The 17,241-nt window shown below is 43.5% G+C and carries 12 protein-coding genes; 6 read left to right on the plus strand and 6 right to left on the minus strand.

The annotated features are described in order from the left end of the window. Nucleotides 1-41 precede the first annotated feature (41 nt). Both ppc and FIS9605_RS0104960 read right to left on the minus strand, forming a co-directional pair. Nucleotides 42-3,104: a phosphoenolpyruvate carboxylase gene (gene ppc, locus FIS9605_RS0104955; protein ID WP_026731590.1), complete on the minus strand. Its 3,063-nt coding sequence runs from the start codon at nt 3,102-3,104 to the stop codon at nt 42-44. A 103-nt stretch (nt 3,105-3,207) separates the two neighbouring features. Next, a complete protein-coding gene (locus FIS9605_RS0104960; RefSeq protein ID WP_026731591.1) occupies nt 3,208-3,444 on the minus strand; it encodes a hypothetical protein in 237 nt (78 codons plus the stop codon). A gap of 288 nt (nt 3,445-3,732) precedes the next feature. Here FIS9605_RS0104960 and FIS9605_RS0104965 point away from each other — a divergent pair, with 288 nt between their 5' ends. The 3 genes from FIS9605_RS0104965 to psbA all read left to right on the plus strand — a co-directional run bounded on the left by FIS9605_RS0104965 (nt 3,733) and on the right by psbA (nt 9,773). Next, the gene (locus tag FIS9605_RS0104965; protein ID WP_026731592.1) at nt 3,733-6,711 is read left to right on the plus strand and encodes a DUF1574 family protein; all 2,979 of its coding nucleotides are present in this window, start codon (nt 3,733-3,735) and stop codon (nt 6,709-6,711) included. Between the two features lie 170 nt (nt 6,712-6,881). Beyond that, on the plus strand, nt 6,882-8,393 hold the full coding sequence (locus FIS9605_RS0104970; protein WP_026731593.1) for an MBOAT family O-acyltransferase: 1,512 nt from the start codon (nt 6,882-6,884) through the stop codon (nt 8,391-8,393). Between the two features lie 297 nt (nt 8,394-8,690). Then, nucleotides 8,691-9,773, plus strand: a complete 1,083-nt coding sequence (gene psbA, locus FIS9605_RS0104975; protein ID WP_026731594.1) for a photosystem II q(b) protein — start codon at nt 8,691-8,693, stop codon at nt 9,771-9,773. A 149-nt stretch (nt 9,774-9,922) separates the two neighbouring features. On the opposite strand, the gene FIS9605_RS0104980 is transcribed toward psbA, so the two are convergent. Together FIS9605_RS0104980 and FIS9605_RS0104985 are read right to left on the minus strand one after the other, a co-directional pair. Beyond that, complete coding sequence (locus FIS9605_RS0104980; protein WP_026731595.1) at nt 9,923-10,792, minus strand: metal ABC transporter permease; 870 nt, start codon at nt 10,790-10,792, stop codon at nt 9,923-9,925. 19 nt (nt 10,793-10,811) lie between these two features. Continuing rightward, nucleotides 10,812-11,630, minus strand: a complete 819-nt coding sequence (locus FIS9605_RS0104985; RefSeq protein ID WP_026731596.1) for a metal ABC transporter ATP-binding protein — start codon at nt 11,628-11,630, stop codon at nt 10,812-10,814. A gap of 51 nt (nt 11,631-11,681) precedes the next feature. Between FIS9605_RS0104985 and FIS9605_RS36280 the strand changes: the two genes are divergently transcribed. Continuing rightward, nucleotides 11,682-12,860, plus strand: coding sequence for a metal ABC transporter substrate-binding protein (locus tag FIS9605_RS36280; protein WP_231510238.1), 1,179 nt, complete (start codon nt 11,682-11,684; stop codon nt 12,858-12,860). A 118-nt stretch (nt 12,861-12,978) separates the two neighbouring features. Here the strand turns inward: FIS9605_RS36280 and FIS9605_RS0104995 are convergent, their stop codons facing one another. Beyond that, entirely contained in the window at nt 12,979-13,266 is a 288-nt protein-coding gene (locus tag FIS9605_RS0104995; protein ID WP_442854684.1) for a helix-turn-helix domain-containing protein, read from the minus strand. A gap of 81 nt (nt 13,267-13,347) precedes the next feature. Between FIS9605_RS0104995 and FIS9605_RS36285 the strand changes: the two genes are divergently transcribed. Further along, on the plus strand, nt 13,348-13,809 hold the full coding sequence (locus tag FIS9605_RS36285) for a hypothetical protein (protein WP_051469930.1): 462 nt from the start codon (nt 13,348-13,350) through the stop codon (nt 13,807-13,809). 318 nt (nt 13,810-14,127) lie between these two features. Beyond that, complete coding sequence (gene typA, locus FIS9605_RS0105005) at nt 14,128-15,918, plus strand: translational GTPase TypA (protein WP_026731599.1); 1,791 nt, start codon at nt 14,128-14,130, stop codon at nt 15,916-15,918. Nucleotides 15,919-16,056: 138 nt separating this feature from the next. Here typA and ygfZ read toward each other — a convergent pair whose 3' ends face one another. Further along, nucleotides 16,057-17,064, minus strand: coding sequence for a CAF17-like 4Fe-4S cluster assembly/insertion protein YgfZ (gene ygfZ, locus FIS9605_RS0105010; protein WP_026731600.1), 1,008 nt, complete (start codon nt 17,062-17,064; stop codon nt 16,057-16,059). Between the last annotated feature and the right edge of the window lie 177 nt (nt 17,065-17,241).

Below are 17,241 nucleotides of genomic sequence, written 5' to 3' on the forward strand. Positions count from 1 at the left end.
GGTTCTTAACCACTAACAACTAACCACTAACCACCAACATTTCAACCTGTATTTCTCATTCCGGCAGCGATACCATTAATTGTTAATAATGCACCACGCAGTAGCTCACCCTTACTATATCGAGAGTGAATAACTCCCGAGGTAGCTATATTCTTAGACTGACGCAGGCGCTTGAGCAGAGAAACCTGGATGAAGCCCAACGGTACAATTGTGCCATTGCGTAACTGCACCGATCGCTGCAATACAGGATCGCCATCTAAAAGTCGTTCGTGTTCGGTGATTTTCAGGACTAAGTCCCGTGTGAGATAGTATTCGTTGGCAATTTGTTCAAATACTTTCTCAAAGCGGGGTTTATCTTCTGGATCGGATAATTCCTCGACGTAGCGCCGCGCCATTTGCAAGTCTACTTTTGCCAAGGTCATTTCTGCTTTGGAAATCACCATTTTGAAGAATGGCCATTTCATGTAGAAATAGCGTAGCAATTGTAGATGTTCTTCCGGTTCTTCGCTCAAAAATTCTTGCAAAGCTGTACCAACACCATACCAGGAAGGCAGTAAGAACCGCGTTTGCGTCCAGCTGAATACCCAAGGAATTGCCCGCAGACTGCTTAAATCTTTCTTGCCAGAGGGACGACGCGCCGGACGGGAACTAATTTGCAAGAGGCTAATTTCTTCAATCGGGGTAACTTGGTGGAAAAAGTCAATAAAATCTGGTTGTTCGTAGATGAGTGAGCGATAATGAGTGCGCGATCGCGCTGCTAACTCTTCCATTATTTGATTCCAAGGTTCGATATTATCAAACCCTGTCCGCAGCAAACTTGCTTGAATTACAGCAGTGGTGATGGTTTCCAAGTTGTACAGCGCTAAGTCTCGCAAGGAATATTTGGAAGCCAAAACTTCACCTTGTTCAGTAATTTTGATTCGCCCATTGATACTGTGACCGGGCTGTGCCAAAATCGCTTCGTAAGCTGGCCCGCCACCACGTCCGACGGAACCGCCGCGTCCGTGGAAAATCCGCAGAGTCACCCCATGTTCTTCGGCGATGTGCTGTAGTGATTTTTGGGCTTTATGGATTTCCCAGTTGCTACTTAAAAAGCCAGAGTCTTTGTTACTGTCAGAATACCCCAACATGACTTCTTGCAAGTTGGGAGTCAAAGGAGATGGGGAGATGGGGGGATGGGGAGATGGGGAGACATTCCCTCTGTCCCCTTGAATTGCAGCGTAACCACCTGCTAACAAAGCCCGATATAAAGGTAGTTCAAACAACTGTCGCATGACGCTGCGGGAGCGTTGTAAGTCTTCTACAGTTTCAAATAGGGGAACTACTTGAATAGTACCAACAGCAGTACCGGGGTCGTAAAGTCCGGCTTCTTTGGCGAATAGCAAGACTTCTAGCACGTCGCTGACTTGGCGACACATACTGATAATGTAAGTTTTGCAGACATTACTACCAAATTCTTGTTGTAGCGATCGCACTATCCGCAAAGTTTCAATGATATCGTTGGTTTTTGGTGAAAATGGTAGTTCTGCGGGAATTAACGGACGGCGGGTTTGCAATTCTCCAACTAGCCAAGCAACTTTTTCTTCCTCACAAAGTTCGTTGTAAGGATGCCTTAAAATACCAAAGTATTCCAGAATCTCATTCAAAGCGTCCGAGTGACAAGATGATTCTTGACGGATATCCAAACAAGTCAAGTTAAAGCCAAAAATTTCTACTTGACAAATGAGATTTTCTAATTCTCGACTAGTTAAACCCGTTTCTGTCAAATTGCGTTCAATTAGCCGCAGTTCCGCTAAAAATTCTTCTCCAGAACGATAAATAGGAACGTCGCTTTTTGGTGTTTGCCTGCGATACAAAGCCAAATTGCGATCGCGTGTATTTTCCAATCGCCTCAGTACATAAGCCATTTTGAGCCGATACGGTTCTTGGCGATAACGCAGTGCCAGTTCATCATAAACATCACTCAACTGGGACTGATCTATTTCTAGAGATTCCAATAAGTCTGGCAAAACATCACTCCAGTGCAGCGACACGCTTAACAAATTAATCAGCCGCTTCACTGACTGAATATACCTTTCTATAACAATGTTGCGCTGATAGCAAGCTGTCTGCCAGGTAATTTCTGGTGTCACCGATGGGTTGCCATCTCTGTCTGCACCTACCCAAGAGCCAAACTTGCAAAAGTTTTTGCTTGGTGGTTCTAGCCAAGGAAAGGTACTTGCCAAAGCGTACTTAAAGCGTTTGTAAAGTTGAGGAATGGCATCAAACAAAACTTCTTGAAAGTAGTGCAGGGCATAATCTACTTCATCTAGTACGCTTGGTTTGAACTGGTGCAACTCATCGGTACGCCACCACAGCCGAATTTCTTCTAGCAACTGTTCCCGTAGTTCCGCAGCTTCCCAGTTATGGACACCGTTACCACCACGTTTTTCCACTACCTCCAGTTGTTGCAGCAGCTTTACCACTCGCCGCTGTTTATCGCGGATGGTATGACGGACAATTTCCGTTGGGTGAGCAGTGAATACTAACTGTACATCCAATTGTGCAATGAGGCGTTGAATTTGTTGGGGCGGTACGTTTAGCTGGTATAAATGAGGAAACAAGGCAGCGAAAGTACCTTTTTGTTTGCCGTTCGAGTTCGCTTGCCGATTTATATTCACTAAGTCTGCTGCCAGTCCGCTGTTGAGAGAGGTTTCTGGAACTTGTGAAATTGTGGGAGAGGTTGTATTTGTGAGGGTTTCCTGAGTCCCTGGTTCACCCCCCACCTCATAGCGAGTTATTTGCTGCCGTTGTTCGTAGTCCTGCTCTATGATGTTAATCAGCTGAAAGTACAATGCAAAGGCACGAGTTGCCCGAATCGCATCGTTAATGTTCAACTGTTCAATCAGCTTAAATACAGAGGAGGCTTGATCGTTGGTTGCTTGTCCTTCTGGCGAACACAAATCGCGTAGTTGCCGTAACAGATCCACCATTGTTTGACCGCATTCTTGCCGAAGTACGGATTCCCACAACTCCTCGACCATTTGTAGGCGATGGCGCAAAAATAAATCGGAGGCAGGGTAGATATTCACTTCCTGAGCAAAAAAGTATAAAAGAGAACTCATATCCTCTGTTGTAGTAAAGCCAATTAATTTTTATGATTCCAGCTTTTGTTCTGAAGCGTCATGGAATTTGCCACAATAATTTTGGGAAAATGTAGTATAATATCTAACGCTTATTTTCTGTATCTGGCTCTGGGAAGTCAAGGATAGGCAGGCGATCGCCGCGAAATAATTCTTCACTAGCTTCCCCTAAAGCTTGCAAGGTTTCTACAGCAGCTTTCTCTGCTATCAGCAACATGAGAACAGATGCCGTACCCATTTGTAAGAGAAAAGATTGGGGAATAGTGAACAAAACCAAATTTAGTCCGGAGTTAGCTGAAGATTGGGAATTGGCAGCCGACATAAGTAATTTTTGGTGTAAGGAGGATAAATGAAAAATGGTAAAAATCGAACAAAAGTCAAGCTTACAAGCTTACACAAAGAGGTTTAATGATTTTGCAGAAAAATAACTTCACAAAAGTGCTCAAAAAAACCTCATAGTGGATAATTCTATGGTTCTAGTTTACAAGTGATTAGGCATTGTTAGTAGTTAGTGGTTAGTAGTTAGTGGTAAACAACTAACTACTAACTACTAACCACTAACTAATTTTGCACTATCCCCAATACTAGCTTCCCCCAATCTCAACTTCCCATGAAAACATTATTACCAATTAGCCAACAGTCTTTAGTGCAATGGGTAAGCCAAGCAACAGGAATCAGCACTTTAGGGGTGAAAGTCCGGTTGCGGGGAAACGATCTACACATTCTTTGTGAAGGCATAGAGTGTCCTAAACGTTGGCAGACTCTCTCAGATTTACTACACGCCCTACAGCATACAGACTTAGATGCTCTGACTAACACCGAACAAAACTCAATATACCAAGTTTTTGTCTACGGTCGAAAGAAGGGTGAAAAGAAGCCGCGGTGGTGTCATCAGGTTTTTTTAAATCAATTAGAGCGGCATTTGCAACAAGTGGAGCAAGCCCTGCTTGCAGATGCTGAAAAATCTAGTCAAACTGGTGGGGCGCTGATTCTTTCTAACGAAAGTCTGGCACGTCAAGGCAATCCAGATGCGATCGCTCGCTATCTTAGCGAAACGCTGAGTAGCTTGGGAATAGGGGTAGAAGTTAAAGTCAAAAAGCAAGAAGTAGATCTAGAAAATCCAACCAATCAAAATCGGTTATTAATATATTGTCAGTCGAGCTACACTCCCGATCCATCATTAATCGCAGAACCAATAGCGCAGAAGTTGCGTAATCTCAAACTTTCTGGCTACCAAGATGCAGTCATTGCCACGACAATTTTTGGCGAAACAGGCTTTGACTGGGTACTGCGGGTAGATCTGACACCGGCCGAAGTAATGTTGAAAGAATGGGCGCGTTGGGGAGATGTGCAAGCGATCGCGCGGTTGTTGAATGAGAGGTTGTCTGAGTTCAAAGTCAAGGTAGGGGCAACTCTCAAAGAATCAACGCTACATGTATTTTGCAGCCCCGCTGTTGCTTCCAGAACAACAGCCCAAGCACCCGATCAAACACTGTGTATAGAAGCGATCGTCCCGCAATTGCAAGCCCTTGCACCTCAAGGAATTCTTGCCGCTACTATCTACGGACACAAAACAGCAGATGCAGAACCAACTTGGATTGATTGGCAATCTTTACCTGCAACTGAACATCCGGCACTAGCAGCATCAGCGCTAGAATTAACATCGGCTGGTGACGAACCTGCTATTATTTTCTTACTTGAGCGCTTGCTCAATCCTAACCTGGATGTTCGCCTCAAAACAGGTGGTACTCGCGTACTCCTGCTACGTAAAGGCGATTTGTTACACTTAATGTGCGAAGCACCTGTGTGCCCAGCACGCAAACGAGTAGCCAGTAAAGTTACTCAGTTTGTTAATCAGTTAAAAATACCAGGTATAGCAGGCGTACGAGTTTACGGCCGCCGTGCTGGCAACAAGGAACCTTTTTGGCACTATGGCGTCGATTTTGTCGAACGCCAACGTTTAGTACCAGAAGCTATTCCAGAATTTGCTGCTACTGCTGTCTATGTTGGCGAGCTTTTAACATCTGAGGCTAGCGAGCCTGTGTTGCGTCCCGATTTAACCACCCAAGAAGTACAAAGTATCTTTGCAGAAGTGGCTCGGGATTGGGGTGCAAGAGTCAGAAGATGGCTGTTGGCTACACAGCTGTTTGTTGAAACTGACGAGCCACAAGAACAAAGCGCAGACGAAAAAGGATGGCGCGTTGCTTTTGTTTGGGGTATGCTGGGTTTTTTACTCACCCTACAATCAGATTGGGTTTTGGGTTACATAGTTTCTCGTTACATACCTCCAGCGCCAAAAGTTGTTAGTGTTCCACTCACATCATCCTCTGCTTACGATTCCACAGAGGAACTAGAAAGAACTGCCTTTTTTACCAATACATCAAGTGAAAAATCCCCTGCGTCTGGGAAGAATGTATTTAACACTTCCGGGTTCACGCAAAATATAGATAATTTAAAACCAAGACAGAGAGCAACAGCAACAGCTATTCTTTTAGCAGCGCGATCGCAATTACCAAGTTTCAACGCTCGGCAATTAGATGAGCAATTGGCACTTTACAAACAGCGTCTTGCCAAAAATGGTAAACCACCAGATGTGTTAATTATTGGTTCTTCTCGCGCTCTGAGGGGAGTAGATCCATCCGCGCTTTCTAAAGCTTTGGCGACTCAAGGCTATCCAAATCTTGATGTATTTAATTTTGGTATTAACGGAGCTACAGCCCAAGTTGTAAATTTTATCCTCCGACGGGTGCTGAAGCCATCAGAACTGCCAAAATTAATAATTTGGGCAGATGGTGCTCGTGCGTTCAACAATGGTAGAGAAGATGTAACTTTTAAAGCGATCGCTACATCACCTGGTTATCAACAGGCATTGCAAAAAGCACAAGCAAACAAAGATTCTGATGATGTTGTCAGCACGACTGCACCTAATAATGAGGAGTCAAATTTAAAAACTGAAACCAATAAAGATAATAATTATCAAAGTTTGGATCGCTTGTTGAATCAAGCTTTGACTGCTGTTTCTACTACTTATCCACAGCGCGACAATCTCAAAAAGTTGCTCACCCAAAAACTGAAGTCTTTACCTTTGAGTGGCGATCGCTCAAAAGGAGTCTCCACAAAATTCTCAGCCACAGTTACAGAACAAGATTATTTGGATCAAGCTGTTGATTTTGATGGCTTTTTACCAATATCTATCCGCTTCAACCCAGCTACATACTATCAAAAACATCCTAAAGTTAATGGCAATTATGACAATGACTATAAATCTTTCCAACTGGGAGGTGAGCAAGACGCTGCTTTGCAAGAAGTGCTCCAGTTTGTTGAGTCTAGAAAAATTTCTTTAGTATTTGTTAATATGCCCCTGAGCGGAGAATATCTAGATTCAGCACGCAGAAAATATGAACAAGATTTTCAGCAGTACATGCTAAAATTAGCCCAAAATTCCAACTTAATTTACCGGGATTTGAGTTTAATTTGGCCTAAAACAAATGACTATTTTTCTGACCCTAGCCATCTCAATCGTTACGGGGCAGAGGAAATCTCAAGAAAACTTGCGATCGATCCAATGATTCCTTGGTCGGCAAAGTAGATTAACTGGATAGTAGTTAGTGGTTAGTAGTTAGTAGTTAGTGGAAAAACCAACTATTAATTTAACTACTCAAAATTTTCTATTGACTCTTGACTCTTGACAGACGTGCCATGGCACGTCTCTACAACTCTTGACTCTTGACTCTTGACCCTTGACCCTTGACTATTTAAATGAACTTCATATCAATCTTATACGGACTGTTTTTACTCAGCGTACTGATAATTTATTGGTTGGTAACACAACAGAAATTACGGCTGTGGGCATTACTGATTGCCAGCATTGCTTTCTATGCATCTTTACAGCTTCAGTACGTTCCACTGCTATTAACACTAATTTTTATTAACTTTCGTTTTGGACTAGCTATTGGTTACAATAACTCACGCAGCCGAATAGATATCTATGATTTAGACTTGCAAATTTCTGACGAACAGATGCAGTTTCATCAAGCTGATTGGAACAGTCGGCGTTTAAAACTATTATGGCTGGGTGTAATTATTAATATTCTGCTGCTGTTAGGTTTTAAGTATGTCACTCCTTTAATTAAATTTTTTCACCATAATGATTCAACAAATTCAGCACTGGTTTCTTTGAAATTAATTGCACCTTTAGGTATTTCATTTTTCACATTTGAGTGTATTGCTTATTTAGTTGATGTTTATCGTGGTGCGCCTGCTGCTAATCAGTTTGTTAAATTTGCAGCATATAAATTTTTCTTTGCTAAATTGATTTCTGGCCCAATTACTCGCTTCCACAACCTGGCAAATCAATTCAATCATCTACACTTGCCTACAGCTGATGTTGTAACAGAAGCGCTATGGTTGATTGCACTAGGAGCAGTTAAAAAAGGTGTTTTGGCAGATCACCTGGGAATATATGTAGATTTATGCTTCGGTAATTTACAAAGAGCAGGTAGCACTGATTTATGGTTAGCAATATTTGCCTACAGTTTTCAGTTGTATTTAGATTTCAGCGGTTATGTAGATATTGCCCGTGGTAGTGCTTTACTTTTCGGCTTGGTTTTACCAGAAAATTTTGACTTTCCCTACTTCAGCACAAGTATTGCAGACTTTTGGCGACGCTGGCATATAACGCTGGGAGATTGGCTGCGTAATTATATCTACTTCCCTTTAGGTGGTTCGCGTCAAGGATTGGGGCACACCTGCTTGAATTTAGTGATTGTGATGTTAATCGCTGGTATTTGGCATGGTGCGGCATTAGGTTTTTTTGTTTGGGGAGCTTGCCACGGTTTAGCCTTAGTTGTGCATAGACTTACTGATGCTTTTAGCGATCGCTTTGAGAACTTAGAAAATTTCTGGCACAATCCCTTGGGTACATTTGTAGCTTGGCTGCTGACACAACTGATGGTTTTCACCTCTTGGATCTGGTTCCGCCTACCGAATCTGCAAGATTCTTCTTTAGTATTTCAGCACCTTTGGGGATATCCTGCTGATACCCAGTTTGCTCAAAAAGTCTATGTGGAAGCTCTAAACATCAGTCAATATCAACTAGGAATGCTGCTGGGCATTATTGCTATTTGCATGGCTGTAATTTATTACTTTAACCGTCAACTGAAATTACAGTTCAATTGGCCTGTAAAACTCTTGTTTGTGCTTCCTTGCTTCTATGCGGTCTGGGTACTAGCTCCAGAAGGCAGTTTGCCGTATATCTACTTTGATTTTTAATGCAATAAGCAAGTTTCATCTTTCTTTACATATACTGATGTTTATTTTTGTCAGCCTACTTAGTTCATTAGTAGAACTGGCAATTGAACTATGTCTAACTAAGTTATTAAGAAATAATTCAAAAAATTAAGAAATAACTTTAATTATTACGACAATTTAATATATAAAAATTAACAAAAAATGAGTGTTTAACCGCTTGAAATCAAATAAATTTTGTGTAAAGTTTTTAATACAGGCAACTAAATATTTTTGCCTGAATTCATAAGTCAAAAAAAATTCATCGCACTCATAAGAGCAATGACTACAACCTTACAAAGACGCGCAAGCGGCAACGTATGGGAACGGTTCTGCGATTGGGTAACCAGCACAGAAAACCGTTTATATGTAGGTTGGTTCGGCGTCCTGATGATTCCTACTCTCTTAGCCGCCACCACCTGCTTCATTATCGCTTTCATCGCTGCTCCTCCCGTTGACATCGATGGCATCCGTGAACCTGTAGCAGGTTCCTTACTGTATGGCAACAACATCATCTCTGGTGCTGTTGTTCCTTCTTCTAACGCCATTGGCTTGCACTTCTACCCCATCTGGGAAGCAGCTTCCTTAGATGAGTGGTTGTACAACGGTGGTCCATACCAGTTGGTAATCTTCCACTTCCTGATTGGCTGCTTCTGCTACATGGGACGTCAGTGGGAGTTGTCCTACCGCTTAGGAATGCGTCCTTGGATCTGCGTAGCTTACTCTGCTCCTTTGGCATCTGCGACCGCAGTATTCTTGATCTACCCCTTGGGTCAAGGTTCCTTCTCTGATGGTATGCCCTTGGGTATTTCTGGAACCTTCAACTTCATGATCGTGTTCCAAGCTGAGCACAACATTCTGATGCACCCCTTCCACCAGCTAGGTGTAGCAGGTGTATTCGGTGGTAGCTTGTTCAGTGCAATGCACGGTTCTCTAGTAACTTCTTCCTTGGTGCGTGAAACCACCGAGACCGAATCTCAGAACTACGGTTACAAGTTCGGTCAAGAAGAAGAAACCTACAACATCGTTGCAGCACACGGCTACTTCGGTCGTTTGATCTTCCAATACGCTTCCTTCAACAACAGCCGCAGCTTGCACTTCTTCCTGGCTGCTTGGCCTGTAGTTGGTATCTGGTTCACCGCGCTGGGTATCAGCACGATGGCGTTCAACCTGAATGGTTTCAACTTCAACCAGTCAGTAATTGACTCTACTGGTCGCGTCATCAACACTTGGGCAGACATCATCAACCGCGCTAACTTGGGTATGGAAGTTATGCACGAGCGCAATGCTCACAACTTCCCTCTCGACTTGGCTAGCACCGAAGCTGCTCCTGTTGCTATCAGTGCTCCTGCTATCAACGGTTAATCTTCATGTAGAGACGCGATAATCGCGTCTCTACTAGATAAATAAAAAAGCGTCCTCCGAAAGGAGGCGCTTTTTGTTTGTGTTTAATTGCAGTAAAAGGGATTGGGGATTGGATTTTCACGCGTAAAAATTTTAGTAATTAATTGTGCTCACTGCTTTTGCTGCGAATAATTTTTACCGTGATTTAAAATCCCGTAATTGGGGCTAAAAAGTAATGCTAATAGAAATAATGCCGATACTACTAAAACAATAGCCGGCCCGGAGGGTAAATTATAAAAATAACTGAGGTACATACCGCTAATACTAGAAATTACCCCAATTACTGCTCCTAAAATCATGACTTGGTGCAGGCGTTTAACTAATAAATAAGCGGTTGCTCCTGGTGTAATTAACAGTGATAGTACGAGAATAACGCCAACAGCTTTCATGCTGGCGACAATTGTTAAAGCAATTAGCAGCATCAGTCCAAAGTTGAGCCGATTTACTGGTAAACCTGCTGCTTGAGCACCTAAAGGATCAAAGGTATAAAATAGCAGTTCTTTGTATAACAAAAAGACCACTATGAACACTATGGCAGCAATGATGGCTGTGTCTCGCACATCTTGTGCAGTCACGCCGAGAATATTGCCAAAGAGAAAGTGATTGAGGTCAATTTTATTTTCTTTTTGAATTACGGTAATCAAAGTAATACCAAGGGCAAAGAATGCCGAAAAAACTATTCCCATTGCTGCGTCTTCTTTAATAGGCGATCGCGTTCTGATCAAGGCGATGCACATTGTACTGACGACACCCGCAATAAACGCGCCAATAAAAATATTACCTCCCAATAAAAAAGCGATCGCCAGTCCCGGCAAAACCGAGTGACTGATAGCATCACCCAGCAAAGCTAACCGCTGCACCATCAAGTAGCTACCCACAACAGCACACAACATGCCTACTAAAATGGCGATGACAAGCGATCGCTGCATAAAGCCATACTGTAAAGGCTCAATCAACGCTTGCAGTAATTCATAATTCATAATTCATAATTCATAATTTTTATGCTGCCTCTTTCCAAAAGATTACATTACCACTGTAGGCGCGGGACAAATTTTCTTCAGTTAATACCTGCTGTCGAGAACCTGTAGCAATTACCTCGCGATTTAATAAAATTAACTCATCAAAATGAGTGATAGATTCCCCTAAGTCATGGTTGACAACAAGAACTATTTTTCCAGCAGCAGCGAGTTCGTGAAATACTTCAAAAATGACTGACTGAGTTTTCTGATCGATACCCACAAACGGCTCATCAAAGCAAAAAATTTCCGCTTCCTGTGCTAAAGCACGCGCTAAAAATACCCGTTGTTGCTGTCCTCCCGAAAGCTGTCCGATGGGACGGTTACGGTATTCAATTATGCCTACTCTTTCCAAAGCAGCTTTTGCTACCTGCCGACTCACTGTACTAAAACTACGCAACCAACCTGTTTTCTTCACCCTTCCCATCATCACTACATCCCAAACTGTAGCGGGATATGTCCAGTCAATTTGACTGCGCTGCGGTACATAAGCAACTTTCTCCAGTTGCTGTGTCAAAGGTTTTTCTTTATACAGCACCGTACCGCTACTGGGAACTAACCCCAGCATCGCTTTCATCAACGTGCTTTTACCAGCACCATTGGGGCCAAATATACCTGTTAGTTGTCCTGCTTTCACAGTACAGTTTACGTCCGTGAGGGCTTCTACTGCCCGATAATGCACGCTTAAATGGGCAATGTTAATGGCATCGTTAGCATCGGTATCAATAGATGTTATCGCTGGAGTGAGCATTTCTACTGTTCGTTTCTGGAGTAGAGTTGGCTGTAAAAATACGGTTTCCATAATTATGTTTTCATAGTTCTTGCTTCAGCTTACTATAAAAATGAAAAGAATATGAAAACATCTATAGCTGGGATAATGTTGAACATACATGAAGCTAATGCTACAGGCGGAAGGCACAAACAAGTCAAAAGTCAAAAGTCAAAAGTCAAAAGTCAAAAGTCAAGAGTCAAGGGTCAAGAGTCAAAAGATTCCTCCACCCTTCCCCTCTCACCCTCCCACACCCCCCACACTTCCCACACTCCCCACCCCTCCCCCTCATCACTCTGGTGGCAGCAATTCCCCCATCACCTATGTCTGGGAATAGTTTTACCGCTTGCGTTATTTGGTTGTACACCATCGAATTCTTCTAACCCAGCGGCAGATGGCAAGCCGCAAGTTGTAGCAACTAGCACTATTATTGCCGATCTGGCTGAGGAAGTTGGCGGAGACGAAATTCAGCTAAAGGGAATTCTCCAACCGGGTACAGATCCGCATGTTTACGAACCAAGACCACAAGATAGTAAGTTTTTAGAAGAAGCGGACTTGATTTTGTATAACGGTTACAACTTAGAACCCGGACTAATTAAGTTAATGAATGCAGCAGGAACTAAGGCGCGGAAGTTAGCGGTGGGAGAGGTAGCAAAGCCGTTACAACTGGAAAAAAGCAAAGGCGAGGTAGTCCCAGATCCGCACGTTTGGGGTGATGTGAAAAATGCGATCGCAATGGTGAACGCGATTCGGGATGCTTTAATTGAGTTATCACCAGAAGACAAAGCAGAATTTACCCAAAACGCACAGCAACTTACTACGGAATTAAAACAGTTAGATAGCTGGATTACTCAACAAATTCAAACTATTCCCCCAGATAAGCGCAAACTTGTAACCACCCACGATGCGTTTCAATATTACGGACGCGCTTACAACATACCAATTGCAGGTACATTAATTGGTATTAGTACAGAAGAACAACCCAGCGCCCAAACAGTCAAGCAACTAGTAGAGTCAATTAAAAAAATAGGTGTTCCGGCGATTTTTGCTGAGACTACAATTAACCCTACTTTGATTAAAACTGTAGCGCAAGAAGCAGGGGTGAAATTAGCACCGCGTCAACTTTATTCTGATTCCATTGGTGCGCCTGGAAGTGATGGTGATTCTTATAGCAAAATGATGCAGGCGAATACACAGACTATTGTCGAAGCATTGGCAGGAAAGTACACGCCGTTTCAACCTGCTACTTCAAAGAAAAATTGATATCCTCTCCGCATTAGCGCTTCTGGCAAATGCGTTACCAAGTTCCAGCTTGGTAATGAGGGGATTTTGATTCGCTGGTAGTACTTGTACTATATCTGGTTCCCAGCCAGAGAAACGCCTACTCTTCTACTATTTCAAATAAATCTTCTAACAACACATCAAACGTCTGAGCTAATTTTTTGAGGGCAGTCAGGTCAACAGTTGACCTTTGCGGCAAGCGCATGTAAGTTTTTACCGTACCATATGGCACACCTGAGCGATCGGATACTTCCTTAATCGTCCAGCCTTCTTTGTCAGCAAATTCTTGAATGCGTAACCTTACCAAACCCATGCTTGACAGATAGCGAATTTTCGCTGTAGTGTTAGGTTCAATAATAAAGCGATCGCCTCGGTCTGTCAAACTCAAGCGATCGCTAAATAAAACCGTACAAACTCGTAAAGGCTTCTAGTAAAAGCCACTTACGAAGTTATATTACGAAGTTATATTATGATAATAACACCACAACCCCAATCACAGCCAGCTCACCCTTTGGCTAGGTTTGTCACCCCAGAAGCGATCGCTCTCCTCCTCAAAATCAAAATCGAGCAGATTAAAGATATCCGGTTATGGCCTAATGTAATTTTGGTGGTAGCAAAAGGATTAACAAGATTTGTTAGCTACGCCGACTTACCCCCAATTGTCGAAGCCGAACCACCTCAAAAACAGGATTTCGCTCGTTGGCGCAAACGCTGGAAAAAGAACGAAACTAAGCAAGCACCCGAATTTTGGGGCGAATTTTACAAGCATAAATTTTGGCAGGCTGCTTGTGTGAATCAACTCCAGACTTGGGGAGAACTGGTGAACGCAATTAAATTTACCCTCTGCCCAAAAGTGCTAGAGTTCTTGAGGAGTGAATATCTAGCAGTAAAGCATAAACAAGCTAAAACACATTTAATCTGCATATTCTAAATTAATCTAACTCTTGTGGGGTGGGCGTCCTCGCCCGCCAAGATCATGCAAATTAGATGTGGAACAGCTTATCAGGCTTGTTAAGCTTTTTACTTTTGACCTTTGACTGTTGACTCTGGACAACCACCACGAAAAATATGCTTTTTCAGAGTAATCCTTAAAGGTTTTTCATTGCCTTGGAATAATTTAGATTACGATAGAATTGTAGAATTGTTAAGGCTTATTTACAGAATTTGCAGATCATCCCAAATTCTGTTAAAGCAGTCCACCACTATATATAAACTGTAATCCCCTTTAGAGTACTGGAACGCCCTTATTATGACGCTCCCAATCCGTAACGTCGCTATTATCGCCCACGTAGACCACGGCAAAACAACCCTCGTTGATGCTCTCCTCAAACAATCCGGCATTTTCCGTGAAGGTGAAGACGTTCCGGATTGCGTCATGGACTCCAACGCCCTGGAAAGGGAACGGGGAATTACTATTCTTTCTAAAAATACAGCAGTCAAGTATAAAGACACGCTGATTAATATTGTCGATACTCCCGGACACGCTGACTTTGGCGGTGAAGTTGAACGTGTACTCGGCATGGTTGATGGTTGCATCCTGATTGTAGATGCCAACGAAGGCCCTATGCCTCAGACTCGCTTTGTGTTGAAAAAGGCACTGGAAAAAGGATTACGTCCCATTGTCGTAGTTAACAAGATTGACCGTCCGCAAGCAGACCCCTACGGTGCAATTGATAAAGTACTGGATCTGTTTCTGGAATTAGGTGCAGACGAAGACCAGTGTGATTTTCCTTATCTGTTCGCCTCTGGTTTAAGTGGTTATGCCAAAGATGACTTGGATGATGAACCCAAGGATATGCAGCCGTTGTTTGATGCAATTCTGCGTCATGTTCCACCACCAGTAGGCGATGTAAATAAACCATTGCAGCTGCAAGTTACGACCCTAGATTATTCTGAATATCTGGGACGGATTGTGATTGGCAGAATTCACAACGGTAAGATCCGCATGGGACAGCAAGCGGCTTTGGTGACAGAAAAGGGTGATATTGTCAAAGCCAAAATCACCAAGTTGATGGGCTTTGAAGGCTTAAAGCGGGTGGAAATGGAAGAAGCTTCTGCTGGTTATATTGTGGCAGTGGCTGGTTTTGCTGATGCAAATATTGGTGAAACAATCACCGATCCCAATGAACCCCAGGCTTTACCACTGATTAAAGTGGATGAACCGACATTACAGATGACCTTCTGGGTTAACGATTCACCTTTTGCCGGTCAAGAAGGAAAACTGGTGACATCTCGGCAAGTGCGCGATCGCCTTTTCCGCGAACTAGAAACCAACGTCGCCCTGCGCGTCGAAGAAACCGACTCTCCCGATAAATTCCTCGTTTCTGGTCGTGGTGAGTTGCACCTGGGTATTTTAATCGAAACCATGCGCCGTGAAGGTTATGAGTTTCAAGTCTCTCAGCCTCAGGTAATTTACCGCGAAGTCAACGGACAACCTTGTGAACCTTACGAACTCTTAGTTCTAGACGTTCCTGAAGATGGTGTTGGTAGCTGCATTGAACGCTTAGGACAACGCAAGGGCGAAATGCAAGATATGCAAGTTGGTGGTAATGGACGCACCCAACTAGAGTTCGTGATTCCCGCCCGTGGATTAATTGGTTTCCGGGGTGAATTCATGCGGATGACACGGGGTGAAGGTATCATGAATCACAGCTTCTTAGACTATCGTCCCATCACTGGCGATATTGAAGCCCGCAACAAAGGCGTGTTAATTGCTTTTGAAGAGGGTGTCTCTACTTTCTACGCGATGAAGAATGCCGAAGATAGAGGTGTATTCTTTATCACGCCTGGCACGAAGGTCTACAAGGGCATGATTGTCGGCGAACATAATCGTCCCCAAGACTTGGAACTGAATGTCTGTAAGACCAAGCAGCTTACCAACCACCGCGCTTCTAGCGGTGAAGAATTGGTGCAGTTGCAAGCGCCAGTAGACATGAGCTTAGAGCGTGCTTTAGAGTACATTGGGCCCGATGAATTGGTGGAAGTAACTCCTCAATCAATTCGTCTGCGGAAGATGGCAAAGAAGTTGGCTAGGCGTTAGTAGTTAGTTGTTAACTACTAGAACGTCGATGGTGACAAGGGAGAGAATTTCTTCCTTGTCTCCCGTATCCCCTTTCCCAGTTCCTGCTTATCCTTCCAGCCTGACTCCGCAATGTTTTTCCCTTAGCCCCACTCTCCCTTACTGTGGGTACTCATGAGATACATAGGGAACTTCTACTATTTCACCCGTGGCTTCTCCGACTTGGATTTGCAAACCTGCACCACCAGCTTTGGTACGGATGTAGCCTAAACCACGATAACCTTCAGCGGTTTCTGTGCAGCTAGTTAGCTTGCCGATTTTTTCATCGCCGACTGTAATAGTTGTTCCTGGTTCGACGAGAGCGCTTAAACGTATACCCCAAAGGTGCTGTTTTACACCTTGATAAGTATTTAAACGGGCGATGGTTTCTTGTCCGATATAACAACCTTTGTTAAAAGAAATTGTTTGCCATAATCCGGCTTCCAGAGGATTGTAATCATCTGTTAATTCCTGTTCGGGAGCCGGGCGACCTTGTATAATTCGCAACACTTCCCAAGCGCGATCGCTCATTGGAACTGCACCCAATTCAACGATTTTGTTCCAAATAGTTTCTTTAACAGAGGCTGGCAAAATCAGGGTGTATCCTGGGGAAGCTAAGCCACTACCAATGGCAAAGATGACCCCTCCTTTATCCCCCTCGTTCACGGAGGGGATGGAGAGGTGATTTCCGTAGGGTTGACCGATAATTGCCTCAGCACCCAGCTTTTCGACGATGGCGTCACTTCCCGGGCCTATCAGGCTAAAGGTTGCAGTTTCATCAGTGATATCGGTTAGCTGTACCTTGTCAGCAAAAAAGATGTAACGATCTAGCCATTGCATCAAAAACTCACGACGGTTGGGCGAAACCAACAATAGCACCGCATCTTCCATGACATAGCTTGTCACTAAGTCAATAGTACGGCCAGTGGATGTCACAAAAACTGTATCGCAGCCTTGACCTGGTTTAAGTGTTTGAAAATCGTTAGTGCTTTGGTTGTGCAAAAAGCGGAGGCGATCGTCATCAGAAACTTTGATGCGTCCCCAATGGGAGCGATCGCATACTGCAACTGTTGTTTGTGCTGCTTGGATAGCTGCTGTATCTTTAGCGTCAATAGCAGATGTAGACATGGCGATAGTTTAGCTTTTAAATTATAAATGATGAATATTTCATAATTTACATCCAATGGAACTTAGTACAGCTTTGTGTATTTTAAACGCAGAGGGACGCAGAGTAGGCGCGGAGGGGAGGCAGCGCGTTGGAGGGTTTCCCCCCAACCCCACTGACGTGGGGGCCCCGCAGCCCCC

This window comes from Fischerella sp. PCC 9605 (assembly GCF_000517105.1).
Classification (GTDB): Bacteria; Cyanobacteriota; Cyanobacteriia; order Cyanobacteriales; family Nostocaceae; genus PCC9605.